Annotated in this window: 20 protein-coding genes; 13 read left to right on the top strand and 7 right to left on the bottom strand. The window is 63.5% G+C overall.

Annotated elements, in window-relative coordinates; genetic code table 11:
• The coding region (locus E8A46_RS19365) for a bifunctional ornithine acetyltransferase/N-acetylglutamate synthase (RefSeq protein ID WP_291564513.1) at nucleotides 1–236 on the top strand (236 nt) is incomplete at its 5' end.
• 138 nt (nucleotides 237–374) lie between these two features.
• On the opposite strand, the gene E8A46_RS19360 is transcribed toward E8A46_RS19365, so the two are convergent.
• From E8A46_RS19360 to E8A46_RS19350, 3 genes are read right to left on the bottom strand one after another with little or no spacing between them, the layout of a single operon-like run.
• A complete protein-coding gene (locus tag E8A46_RS19360) occupies nucleotides 375–1,052 on the bottom strand; it encodes a TadE/TadG family type IV pilus assembly protein (RefSeq protein WP_291564510.1) in 678 nt (225 codons plus the stop codon).
• A gap of 11 nt (nucleotides 1,053–1,063) precedes the next feature.
• Nucleotides 1,064–1,597, bottom strand: a complete 534-nt coding sequence (locus E8A46_RS19355) for a TadE/TadG family type IV pilus assembly protein (protein WP_291564507.1) — start codon at nucleotides 1,595–1,597, stop codon at nucleotides 1,064–1,066.
• A gap of 9 nt (nucleotides 1,598–1,606) precedes the next feature.
• Nucleotides 1,607–3,025, bottom strand: a complete 1,419-nt coding sequence (locus E8A46_RS19350) for a pilus assembly protein TadG-related protein (protein ID WP_291564504.1) — start codon at nucleotides 3,023–3,025, stop codon at nucleotides 1,607–1,609.
• A gap of 367 nt (nucleotides 3,026–3,392) precedes the next feature.
• On the opposite strand from E8A46_RS19350, the gene E8A46_RS19345 reads away from it, so the two are divergent.
• Nucleotides 3,393–3,803, top strand: a complete 411-nt coding sequence (locus E8A46_RS19345) for a (deoxy)nucleoside triphosphate pyrophosphohydrolase (protein ID WP_291564501.1) — start codon at nucleotides 3,393–3,395, stop codon at nucleotides 3,801–3,803.
• 16 nt (nucleotides 3,804–3,819) lie between these two features.
• On the opposite strand, the gene E8A46_RS19340 is transcribed toward E8A46_RS19345, so the two are convergent.
• Nucleotides 3,820–4,680 carry a methyltransferase domain-containing protein gene (locus tag E8A46_RS19340; RefSeq protein WP_291564523.1) on the bottom strand — a complete coding sequence of 287 codons (861 nt, stop codon included), beginning with the start codon at nucleotides 4,678–4,680 and terminating at the stop codon, nucleotides 3,820–3,822.
• Nucleotides 4,681–4,792: 112 nt separating this feature from the next.
• Here E8A46_RS19340 and E8A46_RS19335 point away from each other — a divergent pair, with 112 nt between their 5' ends.
• The 7 genes from E8A46_RS19335 to E8A46_RS19305 all read left to right on the top strand — a co-directional run bounded on the left by E8A46_RS19335 (nucleotide 4,793) and on the right by E8A46_RS19305 (nucleotide 8,681).
• Nucleotides 4,793–4,993, top strand: a complete 201-nt coding sequence (locus E8A46_RS19335) for a hypothetical protein (protein ID WP_291564499.1) — start codon at nucleotides 4,793–4,795, stop codon at nucleotides 4,991–4,993.
• Nucleotides 4,994–5,079: 86 nt separating this feature from the next.
• Complete coding sequence (locus tag E8A46_RS19330; RefSeq protein ID WP_291564496.1) at nucleotides 5,080–5,553, top strand: GcrA family cell cycle regulator; 474 nt, start codon at nucleotides 5,080–5,082, stop codon at nucleotides 5,551–5,553.
• Between the two features lie 90 nt (nucleotides 5,554–5,643).
• A complete protein-coding gene (locus tag E8A46_RS19325) occupies nucleotides 5,644–6,453 on the top strand; it encodes a ComF family protein (protein WP_291564494.1) in 810 nt (269 codons plus the stop codon).
• A gap of 29 nt (nucleotides 6,454–6,482) precedes the next feature.
• On the top strand, nucleotides 6,483–6,758 hold the full coding sequence (grxC, locus tag E8A46_RS19320) for a glutaredoxin 3 (protein WP_291564491.1): 276 nt from the start codon (nucleotides 6,483–6,485) through the stop codon (nucleotides 6,756–6,758).
• Nucleotides 6,755–7,633, top strand: coding sequence for a carbon-nitrogen hydrolase family protein (locus E8A46_RS19315; protein ID WP_291564488.1), 879 nt, complete (start codon nucleotides 6,755–6,757; stop codon nucleotides 7,631–7,633). The genes grxC and E8A46_RS19315 overlap by 4 nt, the downstream gene beginning before the upstream one ends.
• Nucleotides 7,630–8,103: a DUF1178 family protein gene (locus tag E8A46_RS19310; protein ID WP_291564485.1), complete on the top strand. Its 474-nt coding sequence runs from the start codon at nucleotides 7,630–7,632 to the stop codon at nucleotides 8,101–8,103. Before E8A46_RS19315 ends, E8A46_RS19310 begins: the two co-directional genes overlap by 4 nt.
• A gap of 137 nt (nucleotides 8,104–8,240) precedes the next feature.
• Nucleotides 8,241–8,681, top strand: a complete 441-nt coding sequence (locus E8A46_RS19305) for an EamA family transporter (RefSeq protein ID WP_291564482.1) — start codon at nucleotides 8,241–8,243, stop codon at nucleotides 8,679–8,681.
• Here the strand turns inward: E8A46_RS19305 and E8A46_RS19300 are convergent.
• From E8A46_RS19300 to E8A46_RS19290, 3 genes are all read right to left on the bottom strand, one after another.
• Nucleotides 8,678–9,577, bottom strand: a complete 900-nt coding sequence (locus E8A46_RS19300) for an EamA family transporter (RefSeq protein WP_291564480.1) — start codon at nucleotides 9,575–9,577, stop codon at nucleotides 8,678–8,680. The genes E8A46_RS19305 and E8A46_RS19300 overlap by 4 nt on opposite strands.
• Before the next feature lie 147 nt (nucleotides 9,578–9,724).
• The gene (ubiG, locus tag E8A46_RS19295) at nucleotides 9,725–10,495 is read right to left on the bottom strand and encodes a bifunctional 2-polyprenyl-6-hydroxyphenol methylase/3-demethylubiquinol 3-O-methyltransferase UbiG (RefSeq protein ID WP_291564477.1); all 771 of its coding nucleotides are present in this window, start codon (nucleotides 10,493–10,495) and stop codon (nucleotides 9,725–9,727) included.
• Nucleotides 10,496–10,510: 15 nt separating this feature from the next.
• Nucleotides 10,511–10,978: a PH domain-containing protein gene (locus E8A46_RS19290; protein WP_291564475.1), complete on the bottom strand. Its 468-nt coding sequence runs from the start codon at nucleotides 10,976–10,978 to the stop codon at nucleotides 10,511–10,513.
• 175 nt (nucleotides 10,979–11,153) lie between these two features.
• On the opposite strand from E8A46_RS19290, the gene E8A46_RS19285 reads away from it, so the two are divergent.
• From E8A46_RS19285 to prmC, 4 genes are all read left to right on the top strand, one after another.
• Nucleotides 11,154–12,410 (top strand): aspartate kinase, encoded by a 1,257-nt coding sequence (locus tag E8A46_RS19285; RefSeq protein WP_291564473.1) that lies wholly within the window; start codon nucleotides 11,154–11,156, stop codon nucleotides 12,408–12,410.
• Nucleotides 12,411–12,750: 340 nt separating this feature from the next.
• Complete coding sequence (gene ptsP / locus E8A46_RS19280) at nucleotides 12,751–15,018, top strand: phosphoenolpyruvate--protein phosphotransferase (protein ID WP_291564470.1); 2,268 nt, start codon at nucleotides 12,751–12,753, stop codon at nucleotides 15,016–15,018.
• 108 nt (nucleotides 15,019–15,126) lie between these two features.
• Nucleotides 15,127–16,212 (top strand): peptide chain release factor 1, encoded by a 1,086-nt coding sequence (prfA, locus tag E8A46_RS19275; protein WP_291564467.1) that lies wholly within the window; start codon nucleotides 15,127–15,129, stop codon nucleotides 16,210–16,212.
• Nucleotides 16,213–16,369: 157 nt separating this feature from the next.
• Complete coding sequence (prmC, locus tag E8A46_RS19270) at nucleotides 16,370–17,290, top strand: peptide chain release factor N(5)-glutamine methyltransferase (RefSeq protein WP_291564464.1); 921 nt, start codon at nucleotides 16,370–16,372, stop codon at nucleotides 17,288–17,290.
• Nucleotides 17,291–17,428 lie beyond the last annotated feature (138 nt).

Here is a 17,428-nt window from a genome sequence, read left to right as displayed (position 1 = left end):
GCAAGGCCGGCGAACCCGCCGACCGCGACAGGCTGTCGATCTCGTTCAACGGCATCCGCGTCGCCAGAAGCGGCGCGCGCGATCCATCCTATGACGAGGCGGAAGTCTCAAACGCGATGAAGAATCCGACGATCCAGATCAGGATCGCGCTGGGCCTCGGCAAGGGCCGCGACCGGGTGCTGACCTGCGACCTCACCAAGGAATATGTCGCGATCAACGGCGACTACCGGTCGTGAACGTCACGACCGGCTGACGTCATTCGCCCGGCTCACTTGTCACGCCCTTGTTCGGCGAAACCAAATCGGCCACGAGGCGGCCAATTCTGCCCGCCCCTCAACGAGAGGCTGCAGTTGCCGCATCGCTACTGCGCGAAGCTAACAGGTCTTCTGCTGCAAATGCTGTATGCAGGTACACGTTGTCGTCGAGGACGTGTATTTGACGTCATAGTACGCAGGACCGCTCGAGTTGGCGGGGCTGTCCGTTGAACAGCGCGGGAACAGGTAATAGCTATCTCGGAGCGTTACGGTCCCGCTGATCGCGTAACCGAGATTGGGTGTGTAGGCGTAGGACACTTCACCCAGAATGAACGAGATATTATTGTTTGGATTGCTATTGCTTGGGCTTCCGGCGATCGACGAGGGTAGTGTCATCGGTTGACCGACTGTCCTTCCCGTTCCAAAGCTCGTTCCATTATACGATTGGCTCCATTGAACCGTGGCGTTGCCGCCGGCGTCGGTGGAGACTTCGGACACCGTGACCGTGACCAGCGAGTTACCGCCGCTGTCAGTCGTCGGATACGGTGCCATGATTGCCGCCGAAGCGCCAAGAATGGTTTGCATCCGGGCCACGCTGATCTGCGTGTTCTGCGAAACCATATCAGCGACAGAGTGTGCAGTTGCGCTGACCTTGACGTTGATCCCCATCGCCCTGCTGAGTTCGAAGCCGCCGACGTAGAGCAGCAACATGAACGGCAGCACGATGGCGAACTCCACCGCTGCCACGGCTTTGGCGTCGATCCATAGTTCCCGCACGCGAAATGACAGGCTGGTCATAGGAAAACCTTCTAGGAGGACGGCTCATTCTGGAAAGCGGCAGTCGCCATGATCGTCTGACTGCCTTGGCTTGAGAACATGAAGATCGGCCACAGATACATCACGCGGACGACGACAATATCGCCCGCGTTCCCGGGAACGAATTGCCAGGTATTCGTGACTTGCCCCTGGGCGTTGTAGGTCAACGTAGGCGCGGATGTAGTTGCTGACGACCAGGAACTGGCGACCTGCACGTCGACCATCAAACCACTGCAGTTGAAAAGGATGGCGACCTGGTTGCAGACAACTGTTTGAAATTGCGCCGCGGTCATCTGCTGTGACTGCACCTGCCCGGTCAGAATTTGGCGGCTCGATTGCTGCACCACCGATTCGAGCAGTTGTTGCGCAAAGAAGACGAGAAACGTCTGAATGAGCGCGGCGAGAAGTCCGATAAATGGCGCGGCCACGAGTGCGAACTCGACCGCCGTGGCGCCCCTTCTGTCCCTGATAAAGGCGGCGCAACGATTGCGGAACCCTTTTGCTGATGCAACTTCCACTTCGGCCATGGTGCTTTCTTACTGCGTGAGGCTGCCGGTACTTGAGGCGACTTTGATGAACAGCTTCGTCAGCGCGTCCGAGATGTCGCCGCCGGTCTGAACGTCGGCGAACAAGCCGGGCGAGGCGCACGCTTTTAGATTTGTTGCAATGGTGCCGGTTGAGGAACCAGGCTCGTCGTACTTGTCTACCCAGCTCATATACCAGCTGTCCGTGATGTTGCTGTTAGGGCCGAGGTTGATGAGTTGCAGATACTCCGTGTAGAGAACCGCGATACGAATGCCGCGGTTCTTGATCGTCGTGCAGATGGTTGGATCGATCGGCTGCATGCATCGCTTGTAAGAGGAGAGGGAATTGATGCACGTCTGGGAGCCCGTGAGGAGCCAGTCGTCGACCCCGTCGGTGACAAGGAAGATCACCTCCTGTGGCGTATCTCCCGCGGTATTGCTGCCAAGGCCGGGGGCAGGCATGATGGTGTTGAGGCTTGAAAGCGCGCCTTCGATATACGTGCCGTAGTCGGTGTTGCAGCTCCCCGAAACGACGCAGTTCTGGTAGGCGACCGGCATCAGCTGGATGTTGGAAACCTGGGTTCCGGCAGTCGTCGGGGTGGTCAGCGTCTGTAGGGTGTTCAGGCCTATGTCGAACGTATAGAGGGCCGCTTTGTAGACGGTGTTGTTCAGGGCCGACATGCACTGCATGACGCCACCCGACACGCCGGACTGCGGGCAGAGCGACCATGAATTGAGCAGCTGGTTGACCGCACTTGTCACGAGATCGATACGCAAGGTGATATTGTTGTTGCGTGCGATCGTGAGGTTGTCCTTGGTCCCGCCGTCGTGACTGATATTGGTTTCGTGACAGGCAAAACCGCAATTCTGCGAGGATCCGGCTGGCTGTTTCGATGGGGCGGTGGCCGTGATGAGATTGTTGATGTCGGGCAGAGTCGCTCCAATCGCCATCGACGGCGAGTCGTCCAGCAACAGATAGAAATTCATGTTGGGCGCGCTCGATGCCTTCGACGTCGCCGAGCCACCGATCGGCCAGGCCGGGCTGCGAAGCAAAGCAGGAAAATTATTGATGGAGCTGGTGTTATATGAAACCGAGACGGTGCGCGCGAGTCCGACGTCGGTGATGGTGATCGTCGGCGTCGGGACCGAGGTCAGGCCGGGAAGACTGTTCGCGGTCGATTGGAAGACCGCCAACGCGGTCGCCTGGGCAACAGCATCGGTTTGCTGCAGCATCGCGGGCCTGACAGCCGCGATTGCGGCTGCGTCGGCAGCCGCGTCCAACTGCGATCGCTTGCGCAAGGCCTGCGTGTAATCCATCGCCATGCCCAGCAGATAGACCGTCGGCACCATCATCAGCGCAAAGATCACGGCGACGTTGGCCTTGCGATCTTTTGCGAAACGATACGACTGAGCGCGGAGCATGACCTTCATCCTGGTTGCCGTTGGTCCCTGCAGAGGCAATTCTCTGGCGTTTCAAGGATCGGACGGGAGAAGGCGATCGAGTAGCCTCCGCCGATCTTTCGGCAGAGTGGAACTCTGAAGATGACCTGTTAAGCAATGCTTACTCGGATTGCGTGAACATGGGCGGCCCAAAATCGGCCGCTGTGAGATGAGGCGGCACCATTAAGGAAGCCTCAACACGCTTGGGCGAATTGTATGGGAACAGGCTGCTTGGGTGGCAGCGATCGGAACAACAGCGGACATCGGGCCAGCCGCACCAAACATGTCGCATGACGAGAACCCGTTCTGATAGAGTTAACGAATTCTCTCGGTGGGTTCGCGGACACATTGGCGGCGCATGACTGACATCAAACTGACCCTCGTGGTGGCCTGCGCGCTGGTCGACGCCGACAAGCGGGTGCTGATCGCGCAACGGCCGCCAGGCAAGGCGCTCGCGGGGCTGTGGGAATTTCCCGGCGGCAAGCTCGAGCCCGGCGAGCGGCCGGAGGTGACGCTGATCCGCGAACTGCACGAGGAAATCGGCATCACCGTGCAGGAGGCCTGCCTCGCGCCGCTCACCTTCGCCAGCCACGCCTATGATGATTTCCACCTGCTGATGCCGCTCTATATCTGCCGGCGCTGGGAGGGCGACGTGATCGCGCGCGAGGGCCAGAAACTCGCCTGGGTCCGCGCCAACAAATTGCGCGACTACCCGATGCCGCCGGCCGACATTCCACTGATCCCGCATCTGATCGATTTGTTGACGTGAGGGCGAGCTCTGACTCTTACCCTCCCCTGGAGGGGGAACTTCGCTTTACCGCCTCCGCGAGTCCGGTCTTCGCCGACCCCGGCTTGAGCGGCTGCTGCTGGCTTTGATGCGGCGCCCAGCCCGACAGCCAGATCACATCGAAGGTGGCGCGGATGCGCCCGTCGTCGTCGGCAAAGCGCTCGCCGTAGAGCTGCGCCATCCGCAGCAGCGTGGCGCGGCGGGTCGGCGTCCGCCGCCGCTCGACCAGGATGTTGGTCGCGCCCATGCGCCGCAAATCCTGCATCAACGCGAATGCGCTGTCGTAGCGCACGACGACGCGATCGACGTCGGTCACCGGCAGCGCCAGCCCGGCGCGCTGCAACAGGCTACCTAAGTCGCGCAGATCGGCAAATGGCGCGACCCGCGGCGACAGCCCGCCTTCGAGTTCGGCTTCCGCGGCCGCGAAGGATTGCCGCAGCTCGGTCAGCGTATCGCCGCCGATCACCGCCGCCAGCAACAGACCGTCGGGCCGCAGCGCGCGGCGGATCTGCGCGAGCACGCCGGGAAGATCGTTGACGAAGTGAAGCGCGAGCGCGGAGACGACGAGGTCGAGCGATTCCGGCTGGACGGCAAGCGGCTCTGATTCCTGCTCCGGCAGTCCGACGCGCGCGAGTTGATCCACGCGCGCGGCCAACGCGTTGCGGACCTGGTCGCCCGCCGTGCCGACGTCGGCCGCATTCTTGAATTCCCGAAGCACCGCGTTCAGCCGCTCAGCCATATCTTCGGCGACGCGGTCGAGCAGGAAGCTTGCAGGCCCCAAGCGCAGCGCGCGATTCTGCCGCGCGCGCAAGAGCGCGCGGTCGAACAGGATGGGAGCGGGAAGCGGGTTGGGAGCCATGCCGGTTGGTACGCCGCTCACCATTGGCTGACAAATCTTGGCAGCCGTGAGGTCCAAATAGACTCTAAAAAGATACTTTTCAGTACACCCATTAAAGGCTAGCTTTTCGGCCATGGCCACAGAAAAAGCCGAAACCGACCGTGTTCCGATTACCTTGGCGCTCTCCACCATCGGCTATCTCGAAAAGCTGGTGAGACAGGGCACCCACGGCACCAGCGTACCCGGCGTCGCGCGAACCTTGATCGAGGAAGGCATTCGGCTCGCCATCAAGGACGGGCTGCTTTCGATCCGCGACAACGGCAAGGCGTCCTGAGGCAGCCTTCGGGGACGCGCGGCGGTTTGGACGAATTCATTGGCCGACGGGAGTCGGAGTGACGGCTCGTAGCTCGGGACAACACCATGCTCGCCAAAGAACCCACATGGACTGACGAACGCGTGGAACTCCTGAAAAGCCGCTTTGCGGCCGGGCTGTCCTGTCGCGAAATTGCCAATGACATCGGGGTGAGCCGCAACGCCGTGATCGGCAAACTCTCCCGTCTCAACCTGGCGCGCGAAAAAAGCGGTGAGGCTCGAGCCGCCGCGCGAAATGAAAAGGCGCAGGAAAACCGGCCAAGATCCGTGCCGAGGCAGCAATATCAGCTGCTGCGGAAATTGTACGCCGAGGCGCAACCCGCCGAAGAGACGATCAACAGCGAGCATCGCTGCTCCCTGCTCGAGCTGAGCGCGGAGAAGTGCCGCTGGCCGATCAACACTCCGGGCACTGAGGATTTCTGTTTTTGCGGCAACAGTCCGCTCAAGGGCCTGCCCTATTGCGCAGGCCATACCAGGCTTGCCTACCGGCCGGGCTCGCGCCCCCGCGTCGCGCGGGGGTGAGGAGGCCCTGTGGAAACCACCCGGTAGTTCGGCATATCCAGCAATCCAGCAACCTTGAGCCCTACGCGACCTGGCGCTAGCTTCTCGCCCATGGACGCCGAAGCATCACCATCCCGTTCCATCGCTACCCATTGGCGCAGCGCGCTCGGCGCGTGGCGGGGGGCGTGGTCGCATGCGGCAAGACTGGCGCTCGACGTCGCGCTGCCGACGCTGTGCGTGGCCTGCCGCGAACCGGTCGATGGCGAGGGCGTCTGCGCCGAGTGCTGGGCCAAATTGTCGTTCATCGCTCAGCCTTATTGCCCGCGGCTCGGCATCCCCTTTGTCTACGATCCCGGGCCCGACATGCTTTCGATGGAGGCGATCTCCAACCCGCCGGCCTATGCGCGGGCCCGCGCCGCGGTACGCTATGACGATGTCGCGCGCACGCTGGTGCATGCATTGAAATACCAGGACCGCACCGATCTGGCGCCGGCGATGGGCCGCTGGATGGCGCGGGCCGGACACGAACTGCTCGGCGAGGCCGACGTGCTGGTCCCGGTGCCGCTGCACTGGCGGCGGGCGTGGCGCCGCCGCTACAATCAATCGGGTGCGCTGGCGCGGGTGATCGAGCGGCAAACCGGCGCCAAGGTGGCGCCCGAGGCGCTCCGGCGCATCCGGCCGACCGAGCAGCAGATCGGCCTGTCCCGAACCCAGCGGGCGAGCAACGTGCAGGGCGCCTTCAAGGTCGCTGCCGACAGGCAGTTCCTGATTGCCGGACGCCGCGTGGTCCTGATCGACGATGTCCTGACGTCGGGCGCGACGGTGGACGCCTGCGCACGCGCGCTTTTGCGCGCCAAGGCAGCATCAGTCGACGTACTGGTGTTCGCCCGGGTTGTGGATAGCCATAAAACTCCCATATAATCGGCCATCTCACCGCAACAGAGCGCGTCATGACCGCTGCCATTGAAATCTACACCCGTCCGGGCTGCGGCTATTGCAGCGCCGCCAAATCGCTGCTGACGCGCAAGAATGCCGCGTTCACCGAATTCGATATCGCCACAGACCCGACGCTTCGCCAGAAAATGTGGGACCGCGCCGGCGCCGGCTCGACCTTCCCGCAGATTTTCATCGGCCCAACCCATGTCGGCGGCTGCGACGAGCTTTATGCGCTGGACCGCGCCGGCAAGCTCGACGCATTGCTGATGGGCGAAAAGGCCGATTCATGAGCGCTGACCTCACGTTTACCGCCGCCATGGTGCAGATGCGCACCGGGCTGTTGCCGGAGCCAAGCCTCGAACAGGGCACCAAGCTGATCCGGCAGGCGGCCGCAGAAGGCGCCGACTATGTGCTCACGCCGGAGGTGAGCAACATGATGCAGCTCAATCGAAAGGCGCTGTTCGAGCATCTCGCGGCGGAGGCGGATGATCTTTCGCTGAAAGCCTATCGTGCGCTGGCGGCGGAACTGAAAATTCATCTCCATATCGGCTCGCTGGCGCTGCGCGCCTCGCCCGAGCGCGCCGTCAACCGCTCGTTCCTGATCGGACCTGACGGCACTGTGATTGCGAGCTACGACAAGATCCACATGTTCGATATCGATCTGCCCGGCGGCGAGAGCTATCGGGAGTCCGCCAATTATCAGCCGGGCGAGACGGCCGTGATCTCGGACTTGCCGTGGGGCCGCATCGGGCTGACGATCTGTTACGACGTACGTTTTCCGGCGCTGTATCGCGCGCTCGCCGAAAGCGGCGCCTCGTTCCTCACGGTACCCTCCGCCTTCACCAAGAAGACCGGGGAGGCCCATTGGCATACGCTGCTGCGCGCCCGCGCCATCGAAAACGGCTGCTTCGTGTTCGCCGCGGCCCAGGGCGGCATGCACGAGAACAAGCGCGAGACCTTTGGGCATTCGCTGATCATCGCCCCCTGGGGCGAGGTGCTGGCCGAGGGCGGCATCGAGCCCGGTGTGTTCATGGCAAAGATCGATCCCTCGAGGGTCGAGACCGCGCGCAAGGCCGTGCCGTCGCTGCAGCACGGAAGGCGCTTCAGCGTCGCCGATCCCAAGGCTGGTCCCGAACATCTGCACGTGGTGCGGGGATCGGCATGATCCATTACCATCTGCGCTGCGAGCGCGGCCACGCGTTCGAAAGCTGGTTCCAGAGCTCTTCGGCCTATGAGGCCCAGGAAAAACGCAAGCTGGTGAACTGCCCTACCTGCGGCTCCGCCAAGGTCGAGCGCGCCATCATGGCGCCGCGGATCGTCAGCAAGAAGGGCCGCGAAACCCTGCCTCCCGCGCCTGCAGCACCCGCCACCGAAGCCGCAACCCCCGCGTCCACGCCGCTATTGATGGCGCAGGAACGCGAGCTGCGCGCCAAGCTCAAGGAGTTGCGCGACCATATCGTCAAGAACGCCGACAATGTCGGCGAGCGCTTTGCCAACGAAGCCCGCAAGATGCATTACGGCGATATCGAGCACCGCCCGATCTACGGCGAGGCCTCGCCGGATGAAGCGCGCGCGTTGATCGAGGAAGGCGTCGACGTGGCGCCGCTGCCGGTGCTGCCGAACGACAGGAACTGATTTCCGTTACCTCATGGTGAGGAGCGCGACTTCGCGCGTCTCGAACCATGAGGATGGCACAGCTCATCCTTCGAGACGCGACCAAGAGGTCGCTCCTCAGGATGAGGACCGCAGTCGCTTCACTTGAGGAATCGCCCATGAACCCGGAAACCTTCTCCTCCTGGCAAGCCTGGGCCGTGCTGTCCGCTGTGTTCGCGGCATTGACCGCGATCTTCGCAAAGGTCGGCGTCGAGGATATCAATCCCGACCTCGCCACCTTCATTCGCACCATCATCGTGCTGATCAGTTTGTCCTTGATCCTGTTTTCGACCGGGCAATTCGCCAATCCCGGGCCGATCTCGCCGAGGAGCTGGATCTTTCTGATGCTTTCCGGGCTCGGCACCGGAGCTTCCTGGCTATGTTACTTTCGTGCGCTAAAACTCGGGCCGGCAACGCTGGTGGCGCCGATCGACAAATTGAGCGTGGTGCTGGTGGCGCTGTTCGGCGTGGTGTTTCTCGGCGAGCGGCCCTCGCTCAACGGCTGGCTCGGAATTGCCCTGATCGCCGCCGGCGCGGTGCTAATTGCGTTCAAGCGCTAAACCGCGACCAATAACGCCACGCCGATCACGATCAGCACGATCCCGAAGAGCTCCCGCGCCGCGACCGGCTGCTTGAACGAATAATATGCCACGCCTTGTGCAAACAGGACCTCGACCAGCGCCAGCGTGCGCACATTGGCGGCCGCCGTCAGCGCAAACGCCAGGAACCAGAATTGCGAGGCGAACGCGCCCATGAAGCCCGCGAACATCGACGGCTTCCACAGACCGAGGATCGCCGCGACGATCTTTGGCGCGCGCCACAACAGATAGATCGTCAGCACCAGCGTCTGCACGAACAGCGTGAGCACCAGCGTGTATGACGCCGCCGTCACAAACGACACGCCGGGCACCACGATCACCGCGCCGCGAACGCCGACGGCGGCCAGCGCGAACGCCGCGGCGGCGCCGAGGCCCAGCAGGGTCGGCTTCAGGTCGGTGAAGCCCTTCTCGGCGCCCGGCCGCAACGCGGCGATCACAACGCCGGCGGTCGCGATCAGGATCGCGGTCACTTTCAATACCGTCAGATGATCGCCGAGAAAGACAAAGCCGAAGATCGCGGTCTGGATCGCTTCGGTCTTCAGATACGCGGTCGTCACCACGAACGAGCGTTCGTTCATGGCAAGCAGCATCATGCCGGTGCCGGCGATCTGGGCGAGCGCGCCGAGCAGGAGCCACGGCCAAAACGAAGCGCTGGGCCATGGCAAATGGTCGCCGGTTGCCGCGAGCACCACCGCCAGGAACACGAGCGAGAACGGAAAACCGAACAGGAAGCGGATATTGGTGGCGCCCCAGGTGCCGAGCGGCCCGGTCAATTGCCGCTGCATCGCATTGCGCGCGACCTGCCCCATCGCGGCAATGATGGTGAAGGGAATCCAGAGCGAGGCGATGGAGAACATGGGGAGTTTGGATAGCCGGAGGAGAATCGCGGCCACCGTGAAGGGTGGGTCCAGCGCGGTCAACCTACGTTATTGCATGCGACATCCACCTCGGCGTCGTCCCTGCGAACGCAGGGACGACCAAAATAATTAGGGCGAGGTGAAGAGCTACACGCCTTCCGCCACCACCATGTAGTTGACATCCATGTCGGAGGAGAGGCCCCAGCGGTCGGCGAACGGCGAATAGACCACCCCGGTCTGCTCGGTGATCGCCAGCTTGTTGTTGTGCAGATGATGCGCGAGCTCGTCGGGGGTGACGAACTTGTCCCATAGATGGGTGCCGCGCGGCAGCCAGCGCAGGACATATTCCGCGCCGACGATGGCCAGCGCGAAGCTCTTCCAGTTGCGGTTCAGTGTCGAAATCACCATCAACCCGCCCGGCTTCAGCATCGCCGCGCAGCGATCGAGGAACACGCCGACATCGCTGACATGCTCGACCACTTCCATCGCCAGCACGACGTCGAAGCGCTCGCGCACGTCCATCTCTTCGACCGTTGTGCAGCGGTAATCAATCGACAGATGACCCTTGTCGGCATGCAGCTTCGCCGCCGCGATATTGCTGGCGGACGGATCAACCCCGATCACCTGGGCGCCGAGCCGCGTAAACGGCTCGCACAACAGGCCGGCGCCGCAGCCGATATCGAGGATGCGCAGGCCGGAGAGGCAATTCAGGCTTTTGACGTTGCGCTCGAACTTGCGGCAGGCGGCGTCGCGGATATAGGTCAGCCGCAGCGGATTGATCTTGTGCAGCGGCGCCATCTTGCCCTTGGGATCCCACCACTGCTCCGACAGCCTGGAGAATTTCGCGATCTCGGCGGGATCGACGGTGGAGGCGGGGGCGCGGGAAAAATCCGCTGGAGAATCTTGTTGCACGGTCATGGGTGCGCGCCGCTCCTATCGCGCGGTGATGAAATTGCGAAACGCCAGCGGCGAAGCGATGGTGGCAATGGTTTCCTTGCCCTCGCCGACGCCCTGGACCGTCACGTCGCCATAGTTGAGGATACGGCCGGGAATGCTCTGGTTGACGTCGACGCTCTCGACCTTGTCGAGGCTCATCTCAAAGGTGCGGCGCTTGATGAACCCGGTCTTGTGCACGACGCGCAGATTGGTGACGTCGGTCTCGGTCGTCCAGCGATAGAACCAGGCCTTGGCGGACCAGTATAGCGCGGCGAGCGCCACCACGGCGGAGGCCGACAGGCAGAGCAGAATAATGCCCTCGGTGATGGTGGCCCGCGACAGAATCAGGAGAATCACGGCCACAATCCAGGCCGCGATCGCCCGCCAATAGAATATCCAGTGCACGTTGGTCGAATACAGCACCTTCTCGCCCGGCTGCAGGATATCGTCGATATAACGCCCCATACATTCAGCCTCAATTGCCCCGACACAAGTGGTCCGGCACCGTTACGGGGAAAGCCGGAACCCGGTTGCTTGCTCCCGACCGCACCGCTATGTATACGCGCCTTTTGGCCCGTGCGCTTCCGGTTTTGTGGACGGGCCACCCTACTTATCCACGCAGGGGAATGCAGCAGCCGTCATGAGCCGCCTCGTGATGAAATTCGGCGGCACGTCCGTCGCCAATATCGACCGCATCCGCAACGTCGCGCGGCACGTCAAGCGCGAGGTCGATGCCGGCCATGACGTCGCCGTGGTCGTCTCGGCCATGGCCGGCAAGACCAATGAGCTGGTGGAATGGTGCCGCGAGGCCTCAGCCATGCATGACGCGCGCGAATATGACGCCGTGGTGGCATCCGGCGAACAGGTCACCGCCGGGCTGCTCGCGATCGCGCTGCAGGCGATCGGCATTCAGGCGCGCTCCTGGCAGGGCTGGCAAATCCCGATTCTGACCAGCGACGCCCACGCCTCCGCGCGGATTCTCGAGATCGACGGCGCCGAGCTGATCAACCGGTTCAGGGAACGCAAGGAAGTCGCCGTTATCGCCGGCTTTCAGGGCATCTGTCCGCAAACCCAGCGAATCACCACGCTCGGGCGCGGCGGGTCCGACACATCGGCGGTGGCGATCGCCGCCGCCATTCACGCCGATCGTTGCGACATCTATACCGATGTCGACGGCGTCTATACCACCGATCCGCGGGTGGTTCCCAAGGCGCGGCGGCTCGACAAGATCGCCTTCGAGGACATGCTGGAACTGGCCTCGCAGGGCGCCAAGGTACTGCAGGTCCGCTCGGTGGAACTCGGCATGGTGCACAATATGCCGATTTTCGTCCGTTCCAGCTTTGACAAGCCTGAAGATATCGACCCGCACGCCAACCAGCCGCCGGGCACGCTGATCTGCAGCGAGGAGGAAATCATGGAAAACCACGTCGTCACCGGCATCGCCTTTTCCAAGGATGAAGCCCAGATTTCCGTCCGCCAGATCGAGGACAAGCCGGGCGTCGCCGCCTCGATCTTCGGTCCGCTCGCCGACGCCAATATCAACGTCGACATGATCGTGCAGAACGTCTCGGAGGACGGCGCCACCACCGACCTCACCTTCACCGTTCCGGCCTCGGACTACACCCGCGCCCGCGATACCATTGCCTCGGCCAAGGCCAGAATCGGCTATGCCCGGCTCGACAGCGCCACCGACGTCGCCAAGGTTTCGGTCATCGGCAGCGGCATGCGCAGCCATGCCGGCGTCGCCGCCCAGGCCTTCGCGGCGCTTGCCGCGCGCAATATCAACATCCGCGCCATCACCACCTCCGAAATCAAATTTTCGGTGCTGATCGACACCGCCTATACCGAGCTTGCGGTGCGCACGCTGCACACGCTTTATGGGCTCGATCAGGCCTGAACGGCTTTGACCGGCAGGAGAGTTGCGGCCGCGTTTGCCGCATACGGAATCCCTGTTCGGTCGACGATCTCTGGAAAGATCTTCCCTTAGCGGCCGCAGCATTGGCTTGGCGGAGACGTGACCGCCTTGGCAGGCGTTTTGCTTGGCAAAACAAGCCTCAATTCGCTATACGGCCTGATGGGTGAGCCGCCGCAAACTGTGTCACTGTTTGGCGGTGCTGATTCGGCCAGTATCCTGGGCTTGCGGCGGCGCCGAATGGATAAAATTGTTGTTTTTCGTGGATTCAATGCCAGCCGCCGGCCACCCGGCGGGCTGGCCCTGCGGGGGAGGATTTTAGCACATGCGGAGCGCTTCGGGGGGCCCCCGCGTCTTGCTGAGACGGCTTCGCGAAACCATGGCGGAGCAAGTCTCAGCCCAGGAACGATTGGACAAGATCGTGGTGCTGATCGCGGCCAACATGGTGGCCGAAGTCTGCTCGACCTACGTGCTGCGCGTCGATAACACGCTGGAACTCTACGCCACCGAAGGCCTCAACCGCAACGCGGTGCACCGAACCGTCCTGAGCGCGCATGAGGGCCTCGTCGGCCTGGTGGCGAGCGAGGCGACGCCGCTCAATCTGAGCGACGCGCAAAGCCATCCGGCCTTCTCGTTCCGCCCGGAAACCGGCGAGGAAATCTATCACTCGTTCCTCGGCGTTCCGATCCTGCGCGCCGGCAATACACTCGGCGTGCTGGTGGTGCAGAACCGCGCCAAGCGCACCTATGTCGAGGAAGAGGTCGAGGCACTGCAGACCACCGCCATGGTGCTGGCGGAGATGATCGCCTCGGGTGAGTTGTCGGCGCTGGCGCAGCCCGGCGCCGAACCCGCCGCGCGGCATTCGCTGCACAAGACCGGCGCGGTCCTCTCCGACGGCATCGCGCTCGGCCATGTCGTGCTGCATGAACCGCGCGTCGTCATCACCAATTACATTGCCGAAGACCTGCCCAAGGAAATCAAGCGCCTCGACGCGGCATTGACCAAGCTGCGGGCCGATCTCGACCGCATGCTGGAGCGCGGCGACGTCGCCGATGGCGGCGAGCACCGCGACGTGCTGGAAGCCTACCGGATGTTCGCCAACGACCACGGCTGGTCGCACAAATTGCACGAGGCGGTCGCCACCGGCCTCACCGCGGAGGCCGCCGTCGAGCGCGTGCAATCCGACACCCGTGCGCGCATGCTGCGCTCCACCGACCCTTACTTGCGTGATCGCCTGCACGACCTCGAGGATCTCGGCCATCGGTTGATGCGGCAACTGGTGGGACAGGATCACGCGCCTTCGCGCGAGCAGCTGCCCGACAACGCCATCCTGATCGCGCGCGCGATGGGACCTGCGGCGCTGCTCGATTATGATCGCAAGCGCCTGCGCGGGCTGGTGCTGGAGGAAGGCACCGCCAATTCCCACGTCTCGATCGTGGCGCGCGCGCTCGGTATCCCCGCGGTCGGCGAAATACCGAACGCGCCGGGGATCGCCGATCCCGGCGACGCCATCATCGTCGACGGCACCTCGGGCTCGATCTATGTCCGCCCATCGGCGGAGATCGAGCAGGCCTATGCGGAACGGGTGCGGTTTCGCGCGCGGCGGCAGGCACAATATTCGGCGCTGCGCGACAAGCCCTGCGTCACCAAGGATGGCCAGCCCGTCGAATTGATGATCAATGCCGGCCTGACCATCGATCTGCCCCATATCGACGACACCGGCAGCGCCGGCATCGGCCTGTTCCGCACCGAACTGCAGTTCATGGTCGGCCAGAGCCTGCCGCGCACCAGCGACCAGCTGGCGCTGTACCGCACGGTGCTGGATGCCGCGGGCCCCAAGCCGGTGACGTTCCGCACGCTCGACATTGGCGGCGACAAGGCGCTGCCCTATATGGAGACCGTGGTCGAGGAAAACCCGGCGCTTGGCTGGCGCGCGATCCGGCTCGGGCTCGACCGGCCCGGCCTGTTGCGCGGCCAGATCCGCGCGCTGCTGCGGGCCGGCGGCGGGCGGGCGCTGCGCATCATGTTTCCGATGATCTCCGAAGTCGCCGAGTTCGATGCCGCCAAGGCGATCGTCGAGCGCGAACTGACCTATCTGCGTCAGCACGGCCATCCCTTGCCGGAGCGCATCGACGTCGGCACCATGGTCGAAGTTCCGGCGCTGCTCTATCAGCTCGATGAACTCTTGAAGAGGGTCGATTTCGTTTCGGTGGGATCCAACGATCTGTTTCAGTTCCTGTTCGCGGTCGATCGCGGCAACGCCAAGGTTTCCGAACGGTTCGACACCATGTCCGCCCCGATCCTGCGGGCGCTGCGCGAGATCGTGCAGAAGGCGAATGCGGCAAAAAAGTCCGCATCGCTATGCGGCGAGATGGCGTCAAAGCCGCTCGGCGCGCTGGCGCTCATTGCGCTCGGGTACCGCTCGCTGTCGCTGTCGGCGACCGGGCACGGTCCGGTCAAGGCGATGATTCTCGACCTCGACGCCAGCAAGGCCGAAGCCGTCATGATGCCGCTGCTCGACGCGCCGTCCGGCAGCGTGTCGATCCGGCAGAAGCTGACCGAATTCGCCGAAGCCGAGGGACTGTCGTTGTAGCGCCGCCGCCTCGCATAACGCGCCCCGGCCTTTCATGAGCTGACGCGCATTTTATTCGCAAGACCGCTATCCACTTCTGCTGAATGCGCGTGTATTCGAGACCAAACCATGTCGATCCTCCCCGAAGCCAAACTTGACATTCTGCTGGCGCACCACGCCTCCCTCGAGGCCCAATTGCTGGGCCAGGTGAACTCCGAGGACTATGTGCGGATCACCCGCGAGCTCGCCGAGCTCAATCCGCTCATCGACGCCGTCAAAGCCTATCGCGCCACCAATGCCGAGATCGCCGGAATCGATGCGCTGATCGCCGACCCCGCGACCGAACCCGACATGCGCGCCATGGCGGAAGCCGAGCGCGAAACGCTTGGCGCGCGCAGCGTCGAACTGGCGCAGCAGATCCGCGTGGCGCTGCTGCCCAAGGACGCGATGGACGATCGCAACGTCGTGCTGGAAATCCGCGCCGGCACCGGCGGCGACGAGGCCGCGCTTTTTGCCGGCGACCTGTTCCGGATGTATGAGCGTTTCGCCGCCTTGCAGGGCTGGAAGGTCGAGGTGATCTCGGCCAGCGAAGGCACCATGGGCGGCTACAAGGAGATCATCGCCGAAGTGCAGGGCCGCGGCGCATTCGCCAAGCTGAAATTCGAATCCGGCGTGCACCGGGTACAGCGCGTGCCCGACACCGAGACGCAGGGCCGCATTCACACCTCGGCGGCGACGGTGGCGGTGCTGCCGGAGGTCGAGGACGTCGATGTCGACATCAAGCAGGATGATCTGCGGATCGACACCATGCGTGCGCAGGGCGCCGGCGGCCAGCACGTCAACAAGACCGAATCGGCGATCCGCATCACCCACATTCCGACCGGCATCGTGGTGATGATGCAGGACAGCCGCTCCCAGCACAAGAACCGCGCCTCGGCGATGAATATCCTGCGCTCACGTATCTACGACGCCGAACGTCAGCGCATCGACGCGGTGCGCTCGGCCGACCGCCGCGAGAAGGTCGGTTCGGGCGACCGCTCCGAGCGCATCCGCACCTACAATTTTCCGCAGGGCCGCGTCACCGATCATCGTATCAACCTGACGCTCTACAAGCTGCCGCAGGTGATCGCGGGCGAGGCGCTCGGCGAGTTGGTCGATGCGCTGACGACGGAGCATCAGGCGGCGCAACTCGCCGCCCAGGGCGCCGCGGCGTGAGCAAGTCATCGGCACGGCCAAGTCATCCTCCGTCGTCCCCGCGAAAGCGGGCACCCATACGCCGCGACCTCTCGAAGTGGGCGGTGGGGGTCACTTCTTTCTGCAGCAACGACTTCCTGTGGCTATGGGTCCCTGCTTTCGCAGGGGCGACACCGAAATGGTCGTGGCGCCTCGACAATATCGGGTACCTCGCGTGACCGATTCCTTCACCGGACAGACCGTCGACACCGCGCGGCGCGCGCTCACCGCACGACTCAAAGCCGCAGCCATCGATTCCGCCGAGCTCGACGCGCGGATACTGGTCGGCGCGGCGCTGGGCCTCGATCTCACCGGGCTGATCGCGGCCGCCGCGCGGCCGGTCAACCCGGACGAGTCGATGTGCCTTGAGGATTTCGCGCGGCGGCGTCTCGCCGCAGAGCCGGTCGCGCGCATTCTCGGCTTCAAGGAGTTCTGGGGCTTGCCGTTGCAACTCTCGGCCGCAACGCTGGTGCCGAGACCGGATACGGAAACGGTGGTCGAACTGGCCCTCGAATTGGGACGTGCCGAACTCCCTCCCCTGCACCGGCTTCGCATCGCCGACATCGGCACCGGATCAGGTGCTATTCTGTTGGCGCTGTTGTCCGAATTGCCCGAAGCTTGCGGCGTCGGCACCGACATCAGCCTGGCGGCGTTGCAAACCGCGCGCAGCAATGCCGCTCGTCTCGGGTTCACTCCGCGCGCGGCTTTCATCGCCTGTGACTATGCGGCGGCGCTGTCGGGCGACTTCGATCTGATCGTGTCGAACCCGCCCTATATCCGCTCAGCGGATATTGCCGGTCTCGCCAGCGAGGTGCGCGAATATGACCCGCCTGCCGCGCTCGACGGCGGCGCCGATGGCCTTGACGCCTATCGTGCACTGATTCCGCAAGCTGCAGGACTGCTTGCGCCCCGAGGCAGGCTCATCGTGGAGGCCGGGCTTGGCCAAAGCGGCCCTATCCAAGGATTGATGACGGCAGCAGGGTTAATGCCCGAACGGCCTCCCAAGGCCGATTTGGCCGGCGTCCCGCGAGCGGTCGCGGGCCGGAAAGCGCCCCGATAAAGCCTGATTGGAACGCGAAAAAACTACTTGGAATATTCCCCCGGAGCGACTACGTTCCATGTACAACATCGGTCCAGGGTTGCTGGCCCCGCAGATACCCCGAAGGGATATAGCGGGTGGAGGCCAGAGTTCTCAAAG

Origin of the sequence: Bradyrhizobium sp. (assembly GCF_004799445.1) — a bacterium.
Lineage (GTDB): Bacteria > Pseudomonadota > Alphaproteobacteria > Rhizobiales > Xanthobacteraceae > Bradyrhizobium.
This window is presented reverse-complemented; position numbering and strand designations above follow the sequence as displayed.

What these genes read in the sequence shown, in the direction of transcription:
- E8A46_RS19360 (WP_291564510.1), bottom strand. Translation starts at nt 1,052, where the DNA reads ATGACCAGCCTGTCATTTCGCGTGCGGGAACTATGGATCGACGCCAAA.
- E8A46_RS19355 (WP_291564507.1), bottom strand. Translation starts at nt 1,597, where the DNA reads ATGGCCGAAGTGGAAGTTGCATCAGCAAAAGGGTTCCGCAATCGTTGC.
- E8A46_RS19350 (WP_291564504.1), bottom strand. Translation starts at nt 3,025, where the DNA reads ATGAAGGTCATGCTCCGCGCTCAGTCGTATCGTTTCGCAAAAGATCGC.
- E8A46_RS19345 (WP_291564501.1), top strand. Translation starts at nt 3,393, where the DNA reads ATGACTGACATCAAACTGACCCTCGTGGTGGCCTGCGCGCTGGTCGAC.
- E8A46_RS19340 (WP_291564523.1), bottom strand. Translation starts at nt 4,680, where the DNA reads ATGGCTCCCAACCCGCTTCCCGCTCCCATCCTGTTCGACCGCGCGCTC.
- E8A46_RS19335 (WP_291564499.1), top strand. Translation starts at nt 4,793, where the DNA reads ATGGCCACAGAAAAAGCCGAAACCGACCGTGTTCCGATTACCTTGGCG.
- E8A46_RS19330 (WP_291564496.1), top strand. Translation starts at nt 5,080, where the DNA reads ATGCTCGCCAAAGAACCCACATGGACTGACGAACGCGTGGAACTCCTG.
- E8A46_RS19325 (WP_291564494.1), top strand. Translation starts at nt 5,644, where the DNA reads ATGGACGCCGAAGCATCACCATCCCGTTCCATCGCTACCCATTGGCGC.
- grxC (WP_291564491.1), top strand. Translation starts at nt 6,483, where the DNA reads ATGACCGCTGCCATTGAAATCTACACCCGTCCGGGCTGCGGCTATTGC.
- E8A46_RS19315 (WP_291564488.1), top strand. Translation starts at nt 6,755, where the DNA reads ATGAGCGCTGACCTCACGTTTACCGCCGCCATGGTGCAGATGCGCACC.
- E8A46_RS19310 (WP_291564485.1), top strand. Translation starts at nt 7,630, where the DNA reads ATGATCCATTACCATCTGCGCTGCGAGCGCGGCCACGCGTTCGAAAGC.
- E8A46_RS19305 (WP_291564482.1), top strand. Translation starts at nt 8,241, where the DNA reads ATGAACCCGGAAACCTTCTCCTCCTGGCAAGCCTGGGCCGTGCTGTCC.
- E8A46_RS19300 (WP_291564480.1), bottom strand. Translation starts at nt 9,577, where the DNA reads ATGTTCTCCATCGCCTCGCTCTGGATTCCCTTCACCATCATTGCCGCG.
- ubiG (WP_291564477.1), bottom strand. Translation starts at nt 10,495, where the DNA reads ATGACCGTGCAACAAGATTCTCCAGCGGATTTTTCCCGCGCCCCCGCC.
- E8A46_RS19290 (WP_291564475.1), bottom strand. Translation starts at nt 10,978, where the DNA reads ATGGGGCGTTATATCGACGATATCCTGCAGCCGGGCGAGAAGGTGCTG.
- E8A46_RS19285 (WP_291564473.1), top strand. Translation starts at nt 11,154, where the DNA reads ATGAGCCGCCTCGTGATGAAATTCGGCGGCACGTCCGTCGCCAATATC.
- ptsP (WP_291564470.1), top strand. Translation starts at nt 12,751, where the DNA reads ATGCGGAGCGCTTCGGGGGGCCCCCGCGTCTTGCTGAGACGGCTTCGC.
- prfA (WP_291564467.1), top strand. Translation starts at nt 15,127, where the DNA reads ATGTCGATCCTCCCCGAAGCCAAACTTGACATTCTGCTGGCGCACCAC.
- prmC (WP_291564464.1), top strand. Translation starts at nt 16,370, where the DNA reads ATGGTCGTGGCGCCTCGACAATATCGGGTACCTCGCGTGACCGATTCC.